The 14,596-nt window shown below is 41.1% G+C and carries 19 protein-coding genes; 18 read left to right on the forward strand and 1 reads right to left on the reverse strand.

Annotated elements, in window-relative coordinates:
- The first annotated feature begins 88 nt into the window (after positions 1 to 88).
- The 5 genes from CSV70_RS13025 to CSV70_RS13045 all read left to right on the forward strand — a co-directional run bounded on the left by CSV70_RS13025 (position 89) and on the right by CSV70_RS13045 (position 3,671).
- Entirely contained in the window at positions 89 to 1,360 is a 1,272-nt protein-coding gene (locus CSV70_RS13025; protein WP_085132305.1) for a G5 and 3D domain-containing protein, read from the forward strand.
- 133 nt (positions 1,361 to 1,493) lie between these two features.
- Entirely contained in the window at positions 1,494 to 2,060 is a 567-nt protein-coding gene (gene rnmV / locus CSV70_RS13030; protein WP_085132306.1) for a ribonuclease M5, read from the forward strand.
- Positions 2,053 to 2,946, forward strand: coding sequence for a 16S rRNA (adenine(1518)-N(6)/adenine(1519)-N(6))-dimethyltransferase RsmA (gene rsmA / locus CSV70_RS13035; RefSeq protein ID WP_085132307.1), 894 nt, complete (start codon positions 2,053 to 2,055; stop codon positions 2,944 to 2,946). Before rnmV ends, rsmA begins: the two co-directional genes overlap by 8 nt.
- 143 nt (positions 2,947 to 3,089) lie before the next feature.
- Positions 3,090 to 3,356: a biofilm formation stimulator Veg gene (veg, locus tag CSV70_RS13040; protein WP_029054863.1), complete on the forward strand. Its 267-nt coding sequence runs from the start codon at positions 3,090 to 3,092 to the stop codon at positions 3,354 to 3,356.
- A gap of 141 nt (positions 3,357 to 3,497) precedes the next feature.
- Positions 3,498 to 3,671, forward strand: coding sequence for a small, acid-soluble spore protein, alpha/beta type (locus CSV70_RS13045; protein WP_085132308.1), 174 nt, complete (start codon positions 3,498 to 3,500; stop codon positions 3,669 to 3,671).
- 144 nt (positions 3,672 to 3,815) lie between these two features.
- Here CSV70_RS13045 and CSV70_RS16535 read toward each other — a convergent pair whose 3' ends face one another.
- Complete coding sequence (locus CSV70_RS16535; RefSeq protein WP_157111246.1) at positions 3,816 to 3,965, reverse strand: hypothetical protein; 150 nt, start codon at positions 3,963 to 3,965, stop codon at positions 3,816 to 3,818.
- A 428-nt stretch (positions 3,966 to 4,393) separates the two neighbouring features.
- Between CSV70_RS16535 and CSV70_RS13050 the strand changes: the two genes are divergently transcribed.
- From CSV70_RS13050 to CSV70_RS13110, 13 genes are all read left to right on the forward strand, one after another.
- Positions 4,394 to 5,440 (forward strand): S-layer homology domain-containing protein, encoded by a 1,047-nt coding sequence (locus CSV70_RS13050; protein ID WP_158232355.1) that lies wholly within the window; start codon positions 4,394 to 4,396, stop codon positions 5,438 to 5,440.
- Positions 5,441 to 5,615: 175 nt separating this feature from the next.
- Positions 5,616 to 5,819, forward strand: coding sequence for a hypothetical protein (locus CSV70_RS13055; RefSeq protein WP_099661125.1), 204 nt, complete (start codon positions 5,616 to 5,618; stop codon positions 5,817 to 5,819).
- A gap of 21 nt (positions 5,820 to 5,840) precedes the next feature.
- Positions 5,841 to 6,935, forward strand: a complete 1,095-nt coding sequence (locus tag CSV70_RS13060) for an NAD(P)H-dependent flavin oxidoreductase (RefSeq protein ID WP_099661126.1) — start codon at positions 5,841 to 5,843, stop codon at positions 6,933 to 6,935.
- On the forward strand, positions 6,922 to 7,272 hold the full coding sequence (locus CSV70_RS13065; protein ID WP_085132312.1) for a DUF2200 domain-containing protein: 351 nt from the start codon (positions 6,922 to 6,924) through the stop codon (positions 7,270 to 7,272). Before CSV70_RS13060 ends, CSV70_RS13065 begins: the two co-directional genes overlap by 14 nt.
- Before the next feature lie 190 nt (positions 7,273 to 7,462).
- Positions 7,463 to 8,329, forward strand: a complete 867-nt coding sequence (gene ispE, locus CSV70_RS13070) for a 4-(cytidine 5'-diphospho)-2-C-methyl-D-erythritol kinase (protein WP_099661127.1) — start codon at positions 7,463 to 7,465, stop codon at positions 8,327 to 8,329.
- Between the two features lie 58 nt (positions 8,330 to 8,387).
- Entirely contained in the window at positions 8,388 to 9,230 is an 843-nt protein-coding gene (gene purR, locus CSV70_RS13075) for a pur operon repressor (protein WP_085132314.1), read from the forward strand.
- Positions 9,218 to 9,592, forward strand: a complete 375-nt coding sequence (locus CSV70_RS13080; RefSeq protein ID WP_085132315.1) for a RidA family protein — start codon at positions 9,218 to 9,220, stop codon at positions 9,590 to 9,592. The genes purR and CSV70_RS13080 overlap by 13 nt, the downstream gene beginning before the upstream one ends.
- 253 nt (positions 9,593 to 9,845) lie before the next feature.
- Entirely contained in the window at positions 9,846 to 10,133 is a 288-nt protein-coding gene (gene spoVG / locus CSV70_RS13085; protein WP_085132316.1) for a septation regulator SpoVG, read from the forward strand.
- 448 nt (positions 10,134 to 10,581) lie between these two features.
- Positions 10,582 to 11,940: a bifunctional UDP-N-acetylglucosamine diphosphorylase/glucosamine-1-phosphate N-acetyltransferase GlmU gene (gene glmU, locus CSV70_RS13090; protein ID WP_099627850.1), complete on the forward strand. Its 1,359-nt coding sequence runs from the start codon at positions 10,582 to 10,584 to the stop codon at positions 11,938 to 11,940.
- A gap of 27 nt (positions 11,941 to 11,967) precedes the next feature.
- Positions 11,968 to 12,927, forward strand: coding sequence for a ribose-phosphate diphosphokinase (locus CSV70_RS13095; RefSeq protein ID WP_085132318.1), 960 nt, complete (start codon positions 11,968 to 11,970; stop codon positions 12,925 to 12,927).
- A gap of 81 nt (positions 12,928 to 13,008) precedes the next feature.
- Positions 13,009 to 13,638, forward strand: coding sequence for a 50S ribosomal protein L25/general stress protein Ctc (locus tag CSV70_RS13100; RefSeq protein WP_085132319.1), 630 nt, complete (start codon positions 13,009 to 13,011; stop codon positions 13,636 to 13,638).
- Between the two features lie 80 nt (positions 13,639 to 13,718).
- Positions 13,719 to 14,291 (forward strand): aminoacyl-tRNA hydrolase, encoded by a 573-nt coding sequence (gene pth, locus CSV70_RS13105; protein WP_099627851.1) that lies wholly within the window; start codon positions 13,719 to 13,721, stop codon positions 14,289 to 14,291.
- A gap of 47 nt (positions 14,292 to 14,338) precedes the next feature.
- Positions 14,339 to 14,557, forward strand: a complete 219-nt coding sequence (locus CSV70_RS13110) for an anti-sigma-F factor Fin (RefSeq protein WP_085132321.1) — start codon at positions 14,339 to 14,341, stop codon at positions 14,555 to 14,557.
- Positions 14,558 to 14,596 lie beyond the last annotated feature (39 nt).

A 14,596-nucleotide genomic window follows, 5' to 3' on the forward strand; every position in this document is an offset into this window, starting at 1 on the left:
AGTTGGGAACGGTTAGTAGTTTGGAAGTTTGACAGTGTAAAACAAACGCTATATACTCAGCCGAGTAATGAAAGGGGAAAATTTTAACATGTCTCAGAAGAATACTAAGTTTATGCGCATTGCGATTTTATTTATGGCAGTGGCATTATTCGTAGCGACAACGTCACTCGTATTGATTGACGGAAAAAAGAAGAATGTCTCAATGGACCTTAATGGTAAGCAAATAGAATTACGTACAGCAGCAGCGACAGTCGGAGAAGTACTAGCAGCGAATGACGTGAAAGTACAAGAGCATGATTTAGTAGAGCCGACAGTGAACACGCCAATTGAAAATGATACAAAAATCAAATGGCAAAAAGCAAACAAAGTAGTAATTGACGTAGATGGCAAAACACAAGAACTCTGGACAACAGAGGCAACAGTGAATGATGTACTGAAAACGGCAAATATTGAAGTCACTACACATGATGAAGTTGAACCAGCTTTAGCGACGAAGATTACGGAAAATCAACCGATTGCAATTGCTAAAGCATTCCCTGTGACTGTTAAAGACGGGGGTAAAGAGCGTACGGTATGGTCAACGCAAACAACGGTCAGAAAGTTTTTGACAGATCAGAACATCCGTCTTTCAAACTTGGATAAAGTAGAAGGCGACACGAGTGCAAAGTTGACGGCATCTAATGCAGTGGTTAACATTGCACGTGTAGAAAAGATTACAGATGTAATTGAAGAAACAGCAGACTTCAAAACAAAAAGAAAAACAGATATGACTATGCTTAAAGGTAAAGAGAAAGTTGTTACGAATGGTAAAAATGGTAAACTACAAAAGAAATTCCAAATTACCAAAAAGAACGGAAAAGTAGTTTCTCGTGAATTAGTTGGTAAGACAATGGTGGAAGAACCTACACATAAAGTAGTGCATGTAGGAGCTAAAGCACCAAAAGTAGAAGTTGCAACTGCAACACCGGCTCTAGCAAAAGCATCTACAAATGCAACGGCAAAGTCTTCAAGTACACCAGCACAGGCGCAAGTGGCAGTATCACGTGGTAACAGTAGCGAACCGAGCGGTGGAAAAGAATTCTTCGCGAATGCAAGTGCGTATACAGCTTATTGTAATGGTTGTTCAGGGATTACAGCGACAGGTATTAACTTGCGTGCGAACCCGAATATGAAATTAATCGCGGTTGATCCACGAGTGATTCCACTAGGCTCTAAAGTTTGGGTGGAAGGCTATGGTTATGCAATCGCAGGAGATACAGGTGGTGCTATCAAAGGAAACCGTATCGATTTACACATGCCTACAAAAGAAGCAGCTTACTCATTTGGTCGTCGTCAAGTAAAAATTAAAGTCATCAATTAATAGCCATATACCGATAAGAGGAGAAAAATACTCACTCTTATCGGTTTTTTCTGTTTCCAGCCGATATGGTTGTACAGAATTGAAAAAACACAGTAAAATAGAAAGAATGCTATCGTAAGAAAAGAGGAATAGTGTGAATATAGAAGAAGTAGTTGTGGTGGAAGGGAAGTCCGACACTGTGGCTGTCAAACGTGCGACAGGAGCGGATACGATTGAAACGAACGGTTCAGCGATCTCAGACAAGACGATCGAGCGGATACGTCACGCACAACAGACACGTGGAGTCATTGTTTTTACCGATCCAGACTTTCCAGGCCGACGCATCCGGGCAATTATCGAAGAACAGATTCCTGATGTGAAGCATGCGTTTTTACCAAAGAAAGAAACTATTGCGAAAAATGGACGTGGAGTAGGAATCGAACATGCGAATGACGAAGCGATTCGTCAAGCATTGGCTTCTGTTTACACGGTGAGTGAGCATACAATAGAAGAGATACCGATGGCTATATTACTAGAGGCCAGATTAATCGGTCATACCGACTCCAGAAAAAGAAGAGAACGTCTGTCGGAGTTATTGCATATTGGGCAAGTAAACGGTAAAGGATTGAAAAAACGACTGGAGATGTTCCGGATTTCTGTCGCGAAGTTGAATGAAGCGATACAAGTTCTTAATGAGGAGGAAATGAAAACAGATGTATAAAGATATAGCAACCCCAGTGAGAACAAAAGAAATTTTACAGAAACATGGGTTTTCATTCAAGAAGAGTCTAGGTCAGAATTTCTTGGTGGATTCGAACGTACTGCATAATATCGTCTCTCACGCAGCGATTACGAAAAACACGGGAGTCATTGAAGTAGGACCAGGAATTGGTGCGTTAACAGAGCATCTCGCACGGCAGGCGGGCAAAGTTGTAGCATTTGAAATTGACGGTCGACTGTTACCTGTACTCGAAGATACAATGTCTCCTTATTCGAATGTCACTGTCATTCACCAAGATATACTAAAAGCAGATATTCATCAAGTAATTGAAGAGCAATTTGCAGACTATGAAGATATCGTAGTCGTGGCCAATTTACCGTATTATATTACAACACCGATCATCATGAAGTTTCTGATGGAAAAAGCCCGCGTAAGTCAGCTTGTCATTATGATGCAAAAAGAAGTAGCAGATCGAATTACAGCCGTACCAAGTACAAAGGCATATGGTTCGTTATCAATCGCTGTCCAGTACTATATGGATGCAGAAGTATCTATGATTGTACCAAAAACGGTATTCATTCCTCAACCGAATGTAGAATCCGCTGTACTTCGTTTGACGCGCAGAGAAGTGGCACACGCTCCTGTAGAGGATGAAGACTTCTTATTCACTGTGACGCAAGGGTCGTTCTTGCATCGTCGTAAGACGCTGTGGAACAACCTTCAGTCCTCACTCCCTGAAGGTAAGGAAAAAAAGGATTTGATTCAGCAAGCGTTTGAACAATCAGAGATAGATCCAAGTAGAAGAGGGGAAACATTATCGATTCCAGAGTTCATCAAACTGGCCAATGCACTATACCCTTACTTTGGCAAGCTAAAAACGGAATAAAATTAATGACAATTTCATATGAAAAAATAGTGAATTTCATCATAAAGTGATTGACAAAGACATATAGAAACTGTTAAAATAAAAATTTTGTTGACAAACGTCTGGAAAAATGTTATGCTTGTATTTAGTGAGGTGTAAGTAACATGCCAAAAACATTAGCAGACATTAAAAAGTCACTGGACGCTCATTTAGGGAAACGTCTCCATTTAAAAGCAAATGGCGGTCGTAAGAAGACGATTGAACATGCTGGAGTCTTGCGCGATACGTATCGTGCCGTTTTCGTAGTAGAGTTGGATCAGGATGACAATGCGTTTGAAAGAGTTTCTTACAGCTATGCTGATATTTTAACCGAAGCGGTTGAAATAACAGTCCTTGATGGTTCGGACCAAACGGCCTTTATCATCAAATAATTTATCATGCTATTTTAATTTATTTCCTAGTGAATCCGCCCGGAACGTTCTGGCGGATTTTTTATTACGTTAACTAATCGAAGTGTAATTTTCTCTGTATGGCGCAGACTACAGATGTCAGCCGAAAAGGAGGAAACTAAAATGGCGAGAAAAGGCGTCATGTCAGATCAATTGAAAGTAGAAATCGCGAAAGAGCTTGGCTTCTATGATGTAGTACAGAAAGAAGGCTGGGGCGGTATCCGCTCACGTGATGCAGGAAACATGGTAAAACATGCAATTGAAATGGCGAGTAGACAAGTGGAGGAAAGAAAATAATCCAACCAATGTCCGTAGAATCCAAAACAGGCTGACGAATGGAACTGCAAAGGAGAAATTACTTTGCAGTTCTTTTATTGCGATAAACTTTAAGGCTATCTACCAGTCATTATAATCTGTAGACGGTCCTGCAATCATATGGAATTATTTACGTTTCCACTGTTTACTATCACTGGGAACAATCGCGCTTGGTTTGCTTGGAAGAAGAGGTGTCATGTCCACAGCCTTGTCCGGATCGGTTGGAAGTACTTGTTTTGCACCGAAGTCTACTTCAATAACATTGTAGAATTGCATTCTGTGTATCACCGATATTCCATACATCGAAGATCACGTGATAACATGTATGTTTAGGTTACTTCGGAAGGGGATCTATTTCTTGCCATCTACTGTACAGAACTTCCGAAAAACGACACTATTATAGCAGTTCATTTTATAGTTTTAGTTAGAACAAGATATTGTGCTCAATTGCTTTTACAGCGTTGTGTTGCACAACACAATATTGATAGTATACTCCGACTTATTGAAGCGTGTGCAGTAAAAATATACTATTGAAATCCTTAAAAAATAGAATCACACCAATGCATGTAGACGAATTATGATGATGTATGTAGCGAATTTAGTATGTTTGTGTAGTAAAACAACATGTTTTAACATATTCAACTTTTTGTTTAATTAACGTGATATAGTCATTACATATTATGGCGAAAAGGGGATCAACACGTATGAAAAATGTTTTTGCAATAATTTTAATACTTGTTTTGACGTTTTCAGTAGCTTCTAAAACACAGGCTTCCACTAAAATATTTACAGATGTACCGAAAAATCATCCGAACTATACTGCGATTATGTATTTGCTGGAAAACAAAGTGATTGAACCTAGTGTGCGCTTTGGATTAAATGACAAAGTGTCACGTGAAGAGGTTGCAATTATGGTGGCTAAAGCTACAGGGCTTGATGGAAAGAAAACGAAGACGAAGTTTACAGATGTTTCTTCTAGCAGATATTCTTCTGGTTATATTAACTCCGCGGTAAAAGCGGGGATTATTAATGGATATCCTGATGGTACGTTCAAACCTACGCAAAAGGTAACACGTGGACATATGGCTGCTTTTATTGCAAATGCATTTAAATTGACGAAAGAAAAAGATATTCGATTTAAAGACGTACCGAAGGGTTCTACTGCCTATAATGCGGTGCGTAAATTGGCTTTTGAAAATATCACCTCAGGGTATCCAGATGGTACATTTAAACCAAATGAAACACTAACACGGTCACATATTGCCGCATTTGTAGCAAGAGCCATGGATCCCGCGTTTCGACCTGCGCCGCCAGTCATGGTGACGAGAGGAATTCACTTTGGAATGGATCCTGCTCAAGTAATAAGTGTTGAATCGAAGTCGCCGGCAATATTGCTTTCTAATTTACGTGAGGGAAATAAACGATTATTGATCTATCGAACTACAAAGTATAATTACTACACCGATTTGATTTATTACTTCGAAAACAACAAATTGCAGTTCATAACGTATGATTTTATGGAAGGCGAGGATGACTATCATACTTCAGATGAAATGTTTGCGATTTACAATGAATTAAATGAGCACGCACAACGTGAATTTGGAGCGGACTATTATTCTGATACCGACTATGAAACTACGTTTAATTCGGGATGGGAAAAGACCGGCTATGTGGTGATACTGACAGTGAACGATGACAATGTAAGTACAGCGGCAAATTTAGTGTACTTACCGAATTCGATGATAAAGTAATAGATGAATTAGTAGAGTTGCAGAGTGAAATGGCTTTGCAACTTTTTCTAATACATAAAATGATGATAGGAACTTCAATTTTCTGTGATTTACGATATGATGGAGTGAACATTCATTATACGTACGAAAATTCTCAGTCCTTGCGTAGATCTATAGAATGGCAGGAGGAGAAAGTGTGAAGAAAGGAAATATAGGTCGTGCACTATTCGCTGGTGTCTTTGTCGGTATCTTCGGCTTGATCAAGGAGTTGTTTTTTGAGGGTTTGAATTCATTTTTATCGATTGCGCTTATGGCAGCGGCTGCTTTAATCGGTTATTGGTTGGGAAATAAAATATTGATGAGACGTGAAGAAAAGAGAAACAATAAAACTGCTACATAATATTTTGAGGGGGCAGTAAAGATGTGGAATAAAAATGATGTAACAAAAAAACTTGGAATTACATACCCCATCATTCAAGCAGGAATGGCTGGCGGTACGACCACACCTGAGTTAATAGCTGCTGTATCCAATGCGGGTGGCTTGGGTACGCTAGGGGCAGGCTATATGAAGGCGGAAGATATGAGAGAAGCGATAAAGAGGATAAAGGCACTAACGGATCAGCCTTTCGGAGTCAATTTGTTTATTCCAGAGACAGCAGAGGTATCCACAGATAAGATTAGAAAGGCTAACGAATTATTACGACCTTATCGTGAAGAGTTACAAATTGCTGAACCTGATGTAAAGCAAGTGTCTAGCGAGAACTTTGATAAGCAAGTGGAAGTCCTAATTGAAGAAGAGATAACGGTTTGTAGTTTCACCTTTGGGGTGCCGTCTAAAGAAAATGTCCGAAGATTAAAAGAAGAGAACATCATCGTTATGGGGACTGCTACGACTGTGAAAGAAGCTATAATCAATGAAGGATACGGAGTTGATATGGTCGTGATGCAAGGAAGCGAAGCGGGGGGACATCGTGGTACATTTTCAGGAAGCTTCGGCGATTCTATGATCGGAACGATGTCGCTTATTCCTCAAGCTGTAGACCATGTCCAGATTCCGGTTATTGCTGCTGGAGGCATTATGGATGGAAGAGGTGTCTTAGCAGCTCTTACACTCGGAGCACAAGCGGTTCAAATGGGGACTGCTTTTGTAACGGCAGTTGAAAGCGGAGCGAAAACACAACATATCGATGCTATTCTCACAAGCACGGAAGATCAAACTGTCATCACATCGGTATTTAGTGGTAAACCAGCAAGGGGCATTCAAAATGACTTTATCCGTGAAATAAAACCTTACGAAGAAGATTTACCGGATTATCCTATAATGAACACATTGACAGCAGGAATTCGAAGTGAAGCGGCCAAGCAAAATCGTCCCCAATGGATTCATCTTTGGAGCGGACAGTCACCTCGCTTAAGTGCGAGACGAAATGCCGCAGCTTTGCTGTCGCGAATCGTTTTACAAGTTGAAACTATCATACGTGACAGACGATTGGAGGGTAACGATGACGACACATAAGATTTATACAATGAGTTTTGCCAAGGTTTACCCGCTCTATATTAAAAAGGCAGAGAAAAAAGGACGCACAAAATCGGAAGTCGAGGAAATCATTCGTTGGTTGACGGGATACAGCCAAGAAGAGCTGGAAGTACAAATAGAAAAACAGACAGACTTTGAGACGTTCTTTGCTGAAGCTCCTAAGATGAATTCTTCACGGGGACTAATCAAAGGGGTAATATGTGGTGTTAGAGTGGAGGATATTGAAGAATCCACGATGCGAGAAATACGTTATTTAGATAAACTGATTGATGAGTTGGCGAAGGGTAAAGCGATGGAAAAGATCTTACGCAAATAACAAATGAAATTTAACGTATTCAAAACTAACTGTAAGAATGCTCGACTACAGAACTGTAGAACGGAAATTCACGTAACAAAGTAAACTGCAAAGGCTTTGCAGTTCTTTTTTTTATTTAATCCCCTTATGTTCTATTCATTCTGTGGTAATATATGAGCAAGAACAATGCAGTGGGGAGGGAGCTTTTATCATGATTTACGAAAAGGCGCCTGCGAAAATCAACTTAACATTAGATGTGTTGAGTAAAAGGCCGGATGGCTATCATGATGTCGAGATGATTATGACAACGGTTGATTTGGCTGACCGTATCTGGCTACGTCCTACAACGGATCACGCCATTACGATTAAGTCATCTCATCGATTTGTGCCAAATGATCGCAAAAACTTGGCGTATCAAGCAGCGGATTTATTAAGAAAACGTTATCGCTTGAATTATGGAGTTGAAATTACTCTGGATAAAAATATTCCGATTGCCGCAGGACTAGCAGGCGGTAGTTCAGATGCAGCCGCGACTCTTCGTGGATTAAACCGCCTATGGGAACTGGGCTTAACTTTGGATCAGCTGGCAATCCTAGGTGCGGAAATCGGATCGGATGTATCATTTTGTGTATATGGTGGCACTGCTATTGCAAGAGGGCGAGGAGAAGACATTACGCATCTACCTGCTCCACCTAACTGCTGGGTCGTGCTGGCGAAACCGACAATCGGCGTTTCCACTGGCAATATCTATGGTCAGTTGAACTTGTCTTCTATCACGCATCCGCAAACGGAGCGTATGATAGAAGCGTTGCAAGAGAGTGATTATGACAAGATGTGTGCATCACTAGGCAATGTGCTGGAGCCTGTAACGATGGGTCTTCATGAGGAAGTCATCATACTCAAGGAACAAATGGAGCGTTTTGGCGCGGATGCTGTTTTAATGAGCGGTAGCGGTCCGACGGTATTTGGACTGGTAAAACACGAATCGCGTGTGCCAAGAATTGTCAATGCTTTAAAAGGGTTTTGCCATGATGTGCATGCAGTGCGTATGCTTGGGGAACCTATTGTAGTTGATTAATGCCGGACAATTATGATAATGTACTTATAAATCATTCGGATTTAGGAGTCGGTATTATATGAAATGGAAAAGAAGTGAAAGGCTTGTCGATATGACACGTCATTTGCTGGAAAATCCGCACACACTCATTTCTTTGACGTTTTTTTCGAACCGGTATTCAGCGGCCAAGTCCTCAATTAGTGAAGATCTTGGTATTTTGAAAGAGACATTTGAAGAGAGTAGTACGGGTCGTTTAGTGACGATTTCAGGCGCTGCTGGCGGTATTAAATATATTCCGTTGGTCGGTCGTGAAGAGGTAAAGGAAGTCATTCATTTACTAATGAATGAACTCAGGAAATCGGATCGATTGCTTCCTGGCGGTTATTTGTATATGACTGACCTATTGGGGAATCCTCGTTTTCTTGATCGAATTGGCAAAGTGATTGCGACAGCTTTTTTTGATAAAGAAATCGATGCAATCATGACAGTTGCGACGAAAGGTATTCCGATTGCCCATGCGATAGCCCGTCATTTAAACGTGCCTGTAATCGTAGTTAGACGGGACAGCAAAGTGACGGAAGGTCCTACTGTCAGCATTAATTACGTTTCTGGTTCTGCCCGTAGGATCCAAACAATGGTACTGTCAAAGAGAAGTATGCAGAGCGGTCAAAAAGTATTGTTGACAGATGACTTTATGAAAGTGGGCGGCACGATGCAAGGTATGAAGAGCTTGCTTGAAGAATTCAACTGTGAACTTGGCGGTGTGGCGGTCCTAGTAGAAGCTGAACATCTTGAAGAAGTTCTGGTTGATGATTATCTTTCATTAGTGAAACTGCATGCTGTCGATGAGAAACACCGCAAGATCGAGTTGGAAGAAGGGAATTATTTCACGAGGGGCGGTAATGAGTTATGGAATATGTAAAAACAGAACAAGCACCACAGGCAATTGGACCTTATTCACAAGCAGTAAAAGTGAACGGTGTAGTGTACACGTCAGGACAGATTCCTTTGACGCTTGCTGGTGAAGTAGTAAGTGGCGGAATAGAAGCACAGACAAATCAAGTTCTTCAAAACTTGAGCAAAGTACTGGAAGAAGCGGGTTCAAGCTTACAACAAGTCATTAAAACCACAGTATTTATTCAAGACATGAATGAATTTGGAGCGCTAAATGCTATTTATGAAGAACACTTTGGGGAGCATAAACCGGCTCGCTCGACAGTGGAAGTGGCCCGTCTTCCAAAAGATGTACGAGTAGAAATCGAAGCAATCGCGCTTTGTAAGTAATTGAATGTGAAGCCCGACCTGACGTAATCTAGATCAGGTCGGGTTTTCTTGTTAGTAGAGAATGAGTAGGTGGAAAGTAGCTGTATATTTGAAGGAATATACAAATATTAAAAAATTCACAAAAGATTCTATTTTCATTCGACTGAAAAACTAGTATTATAGAATCAGCACCAGTATTATGGTTAAAAAATTCATCATGCCAACTAACCTAGAATACGTTCAGTGTGAAAACGACAACAAGGGAGTGGGGAAAATGGAAATCACAGATGTGAGATTACGCAAGGTAGACACGGAAGGTAGAATGAGAGCAATTGCTTCCATTACGCTTAACGATCAGTTTGTTATCCATGATATCCGAGTTATCGAGGGGAATGACGGATTATTTGTGGCAATGCCTAGCAAACGCACACCGGATGGGGAGTTCCGTGATGTGGCGCATCCGATTAATTCAGATGCACGGACAAAAGTACAGGAGTCCATTCTAGCGGCTTATCATCGAGTAGACGAACAGCAAGGGGAATTACAAGAGGCTGTTCTATAATTTATATCGTTAGAGAAAGCGTTTCCATTCTTCGTATCTATCAAAAGGCCATCTATTCGAGTAGATGGCCTTATTATTGTCTTGAAATGGAAGTGGAGAAGCGGGTAGCAGTAGGGGAGTAGGGATTGAGTGCAAAGATGTGCTCCTAATGCTTCGCTTTTACTCGCAAAAGCCGTCCCTACCGCAGATTCATGAAGAAAGCATCCGCCAACTGGCGCTTCCATCCCCTCGTACTTACAAATTCCCGCCTACTCCTAATTACTTGCATTTTTGAACGCTTCCTCTATAATTACCTACCACTATTATTATCGCTATGCCAATATAATCACAAAAAGATTAACAATCATAAAATAAAGTTATGTAATTGTCAAGGGGATATGCTTGAAAAAATCAGTCATTTCCGATATAGTCAATTATGAATTTATCAAATAAGGATGGAGGCTGACAGATGACAAATACATATGCGATCGTCCTGGCAGCGGGACAGGGCACGCGAATGAAGTCGGATCTTTATAAAGTACTTCATCCTGTCTGTGGAAAGCCAATGGTGGAGCACGTAATCGATCACATTCGTGATCTCCGCTCAGATCGGATCGTCACGATTGTCGGTCATGGTGCCGAGATGGTAGAGCAGACGCTGGGCAACAAAAGTGAATATGCGCTACAAGCACAACAACTGGGCACAGCACATGCCGTGCAACAAGCTGAGAGTGTACTTGCAGACCTTGAAGGTACTACGCTCGTCGTCTGTGGGGATACACCGTTAATTAGTACTGAGACAATGGCAGCACTCCTCGCACACCACCATGAAACGGAAGCGAAGGCGACAATACTTACTGCAATTGCAGATGATCCAACGGGTTATGGCCGCATCATCCGTGCAGAGAATGGTGACGTAATGCGAAACGTCGAACATAAAGATACGAATGATAGTGAGCGTCTTGTTAAGGAAATTAATACAGGCACGTATTGCTTCGATAATCGTGTGTTATTCGACACACTGAAAAAAGTGAATAACGACAATGCGCAAGGTGAGTATTATCTTCCGGATGTATTAGGAATTTTGAAATCTGAAGGACAGCGAATTTCTGCTTATACGACGCCAGATTTCCATGAAACACTGGGCGTCAATGATCGCGTGGCGCTGGCACAAGCTGAAAAAAGTATGCGCCAATTGATTGCGGAGAAGCACATGCGTAACGGTGTCACAATCATCAGCCCTGAGCAGACAGTGATCAGTGCAGAAGCGGAAATAGGACGTGATACTGTTATCCAACCTGGTGTACTGATTGAGGGTGCTACAAAAATCGGTTCACAATGTGTCATTGGTCCCAATAGTCATATCCAAAACAGTACAGTGGGCGACAACACGACGATTCATTCGTCAGTCGTTCGTGATAGTAAAGTTGGAAATCAGACTGCCGTCGGTCCATTTGCGCACTTACGACCCGAAACACAGCTTGGTGATCATGTGAAAGTAGGCAACTTTGTTGAGGTGAAAAAATCTCAACTTGGTGACGAAAGTAAAGTTTCCCACCTCAGTTACATAGGGGATACAGAAATAGGCAAGAATGTTAATGTTGGCTGTGGTACGATTACAGTGAATTACGATGGGAAAAACAAGTACAAAACAGAGATAGAAGACAATGCATTTATTGGCTGCAATGCCAATTTGGTCGCACCAGTCACGATAGGAAAGAATGCGATTGTGGCAGCGGGATCCACAGTCACAAAAAATGTTCCAGAAAATTCACTTGCAATTGCACGTGTTCGGCAAGAGAATAAAGAAGGATACGTAAAAAACTAATCTTACCCAACTAACAGGAGGGCCATCATGGCAAATCAATATCCAAACGACAAACTGAAAATCTTTTCTTTAACTGCGAACGAACCACTTGCAAAAGAAGTAGCAGATCAAGTCGGGCTTCCGCTCGGCAAGCTCTCAGTCAAACGTTTTAGTGACGGGGAAATTCAAATCAATATCGATGAAAGCATCCGTGGCTGTGAAGTATTTGTTATTCAATCAACTTCTAATCCGGTCAACGATAACTTAATGGAGCTTCTCATTATGTTAGATGCCTTAATGCGTGCATCTGCGCGTACGATTAACGTGGTTATGCCATATTACGGGTATGCACGCCAAGACCGTAAAGCGAGTTCACGTGAACCTATAACGGCTAAATTAGTTGCAAACTTACTAGAAAAGGCAGGCGCTGATCGTGTAATTGCAGTAGACTTGCACGCGCCACAAATACAAGGTTTCTTCGATATTCCAATCGATCACTTGATTGCAGAACCCATCCTAACGGAATACTTCCAGAATCAAGGATTAGCAGGCGATGATCTTGTTATCGTTTCACCTGACCATGGCGGTGTAACGCGTGCGCGTAAAATGGCGGATCGTATGAAAGCACCAATTGCAATAATCGATAAGCGTCGCCCACGTCCGAACGTAGCGGAAGTGATGAATATTGTTGGCAATGTAGAAGGAAAAACGGCCATTTTAATTGATGATATTATCGATACAGCCGGAACTATAACCATTGCTGCGAGCGCTCTAATTGAAAGTGGAGCAAAAGAAGTGTATGCTTGTTGTTCACACCCTGTTTTATCCGGACCAGCGATTGAGCGCATTAATAATTCTCAAATCAAGCAATTAGTGATTACGAATTCTATTAAATTGCCGGAAAGTAAACAATCTCCAAAAATCAAACAACTATCGATTGCGCCATTGTTGGCATCTGCAATCATTCGTGTGTTTGAGAATAAGTCTGTAAGTACATTATTTGAATGATGAATAGTTAACTGATATCTTCTGATATTGAATATTCAAAGATGTATAAAAAACTTAATGATAGGATAGGTGACTGTACAAATGAGCACAATTAAGTCGAACTTAAGAGAAACTGATAAGAAGACAGTAAGCGAATTAAGAAAAAGCGGTTGGATTCCTTCAGTAGTATACGGTTATAAAACAGAAAGCACGCCAATCGCGGTAAAAGAACGTGATCTTCTAGACACACTTCGTGAAACAGGAAGAAACGGTGTAATCAAATTGACTGTTGACGGCAACGATGTAAACGTCGTATTAAACGATTATCAGTCTGACGTTTTGACTGGTTTCCTTACACACGCTGACTTCTTGGCGATCAATATGACAGAAGAGCTTGAAGTAGATGTAGCGATCAACCTTGTTGGGGACGCGCCAGGTGAAAAAGCAGGCGGAACAATTCAACAACCGGTATGGGAAGTTACAATTCGCGTAAAGCCATCTGACATTCCTGAACATATCGACGTAGATGTTTCAGAACTTGAAATTGGTGAAACAATTCTTGTTAGTGATATCCGCGAAAAAGTGAAGTTTGAAATCTTGACTGAGGACGAAGTAGGGTTAGTAACTATTTCTGCTCCACGTACTGAAGAAGAAATGGAAGCATTAGATGAAGCTACTGAAAGCACTGAAGCTGAGCCGGAAGTAATCGGTGAAGATAAAGAAGAGAAATAAGTTACAAAATGGGCGCACGAGTTTGAACCGTGCGCTCCTTTTCTATGTATATATATTGTTTAGAAAAGGAAGAGAAGAACATGAAATTACTAATTGGTCTCGGAAATCCCGGGAAAAACTACGAAAACACGCGTCATAATATCGGTTTTCAAGTCATTGATGAATTGGCTAAGCGATGGCAAGCCCCAGCATTCCAGCAAAAATTCAATGGTCAATTTACGACTGTCCATACGGCTGAAGGTAAAATAATATTATTAAAGCCTATGACTTATATGAACTTATCGGGTGAATGTGTCCGTCCCTTAGCGGATTACTTTGAAGTGGACGACGAAGAAATAGTCGTATTATACGATGACTTGGATTTGCCGGCAGGGAAAATCCGACTTCGTCAAAAGGGAAGTGCGGGTGGCCATAATGGTATGAAGTCACTCATTGCACATCTAGGTACTTCTGAATTCAATCGTATTCGTATGGGCGTCGATCGTCCTACAGGCGGTATGAAGATCGCTGATTATGTATTATCTCCTTTTAGCAACGACGAGCAACCGTTGATTGAAGACGCGATACAAAAGAGTGCAGACGCCTGTGAAGAATGGACAATGAAAAAGAAGCCATTTCTTGAAGTGATGAATAAATTTAACGGAAAAGCATAATATATCAATTCTTTGCCTATACTTTGAAAAAGGAAGGTGAAGAGAATATGATCCGTTATTCGTGCAATCACTGTCATACGGAGATCGGCTCCATTCCATTCGAATCGGCAAAAGATACTTTGAGTCAAATAGACAATACAGATAAAAACACATTTTTGTCTGTAGACCCAGATGGTGGCCTGCATATACGATGTATTTGTGAACACTGTGAGCAATCATTGCAGGCGTTTCCGGATTATTACACCTTAAAAAAATGGTTACAATAAGTAACAGATGCTTTGGCGCTAATAGCCAAAGCTTTTTGT

Source organism: Sporosarcina sp. P25 (assembly GCF_002743235.1).
Classification (GTDB): domain Bacteria; phylum Bacillota; class Bacilli; order Bacillales_A; family Planococcaceae; genus Sporosarcina; species Sporosarcina ureae_B.

Coding starts and splice junctions, on each gene's coding strand:
- CSV70_RS13025 (WP_085132305.1), top strand. CDS start 89: ATGTCTCAGAAGAATACTAAGTTTATGCGCATTGCGATTTTATTTATG.
- rsmA (WP_085132307.1), top strand. CDS start 2,053: ATGTATAAAGATATAGCAACCCCAGTGAGAACAAAAGAAATTTTACAG.
- veg (WP_029054863.1), top strand. CDS start 3,090: ATGCCAAAAACATTAGCAGACATTAAAAAGTCACTGGACGCTCATTTA.
- CSV70_RS13045 (WP_085132308.1), top strand. CDS start 3,498: ATGGCGAGAAAAGGCGTCATGTCAGATCAATTGAAAGTAGAAATCGCG.
- CSV70_RS16535 (WP_157111246.1), bottom strand. CDS start 3,965: ATGCAATTCTACAATGTTATTGAAGTAGACTTCGGTGCAAAACAAGTA.
- CSV70_RS13050 (WP_158232355.1), top strand. CDS start 4,394: ATGAAAAATGTTTTTGCAATAATTTTAATACTTGTTTTGACGTTTTCA.
- CSV70_RS13060 (WP_099661126.1), top strand. CDS start 5,841: ATGTGGAATAAAAATGATGTAACAAAAAAACTTGGAATTACATACCCC.
- CSV70_RS13065 (WP_085132312.1), top strand. CDS start 6,922: ATGACGACACATAAGATTTATACAATGAGTTTTGCCAAGGTTTACCCG.
- ispE (WP_099661127.1), top strand. CDS start 7,463: ATGATTTACGAAAAGGCGCCTGCGAAAATCAACTTAACATTAGATGTG.
- purR (WP_085132314.1), top strand. CDS start 8,388: ATGAAATGGAAAAGAAGTGAAAGGCTTGTCGATATGACACGTCATTTG.
- CSV70_RS13080 (WP_085132315.1), top strand. CDS start 9,218: ATGGAATATGTAAAAACAGAACAAGCACCACAGGCAATTGGACCTTAT.
- spoVG (WP_085132316.1), top strand. CDS start 9,846: ATGGAAATCACAGATGTGAGATTACGCAAGGTAGACACGGAAGGTAGA.
- glmU (WP_099627850.1), top strand. CDS start 10,582: ATGACAAATACATATGCGATCGTCCTGGCAGCGGGACAGGGCACGCGA.
- CSV70_RS13095 (WP_085132318.1), top strand. CDS start 11,968: ATGGCAAATCAATATCCAAACGACAAACTGAAAATCTTTTCTTTAACT.
- CSV70_RS13100 (WP_085132319.1), top strand. CDS start 13,009: ATGAGCACAATTAAGTCGAACTTAAGAGAAACTGATAAGAAGACAGTA.
- pth (WP_099627851.1), top strand. CDS start 13,719: ATGAAATTACTAATTGGTCTCGGAAATCCCGGGAAAAACTACGAAAAC.
- CSV70_RS13110 (WP_085132321.1), top strand. CDS start 14,339: ATGATCCGTTATTCGTGCAATCACTGTCATACGGAGATCGGCTCCATT.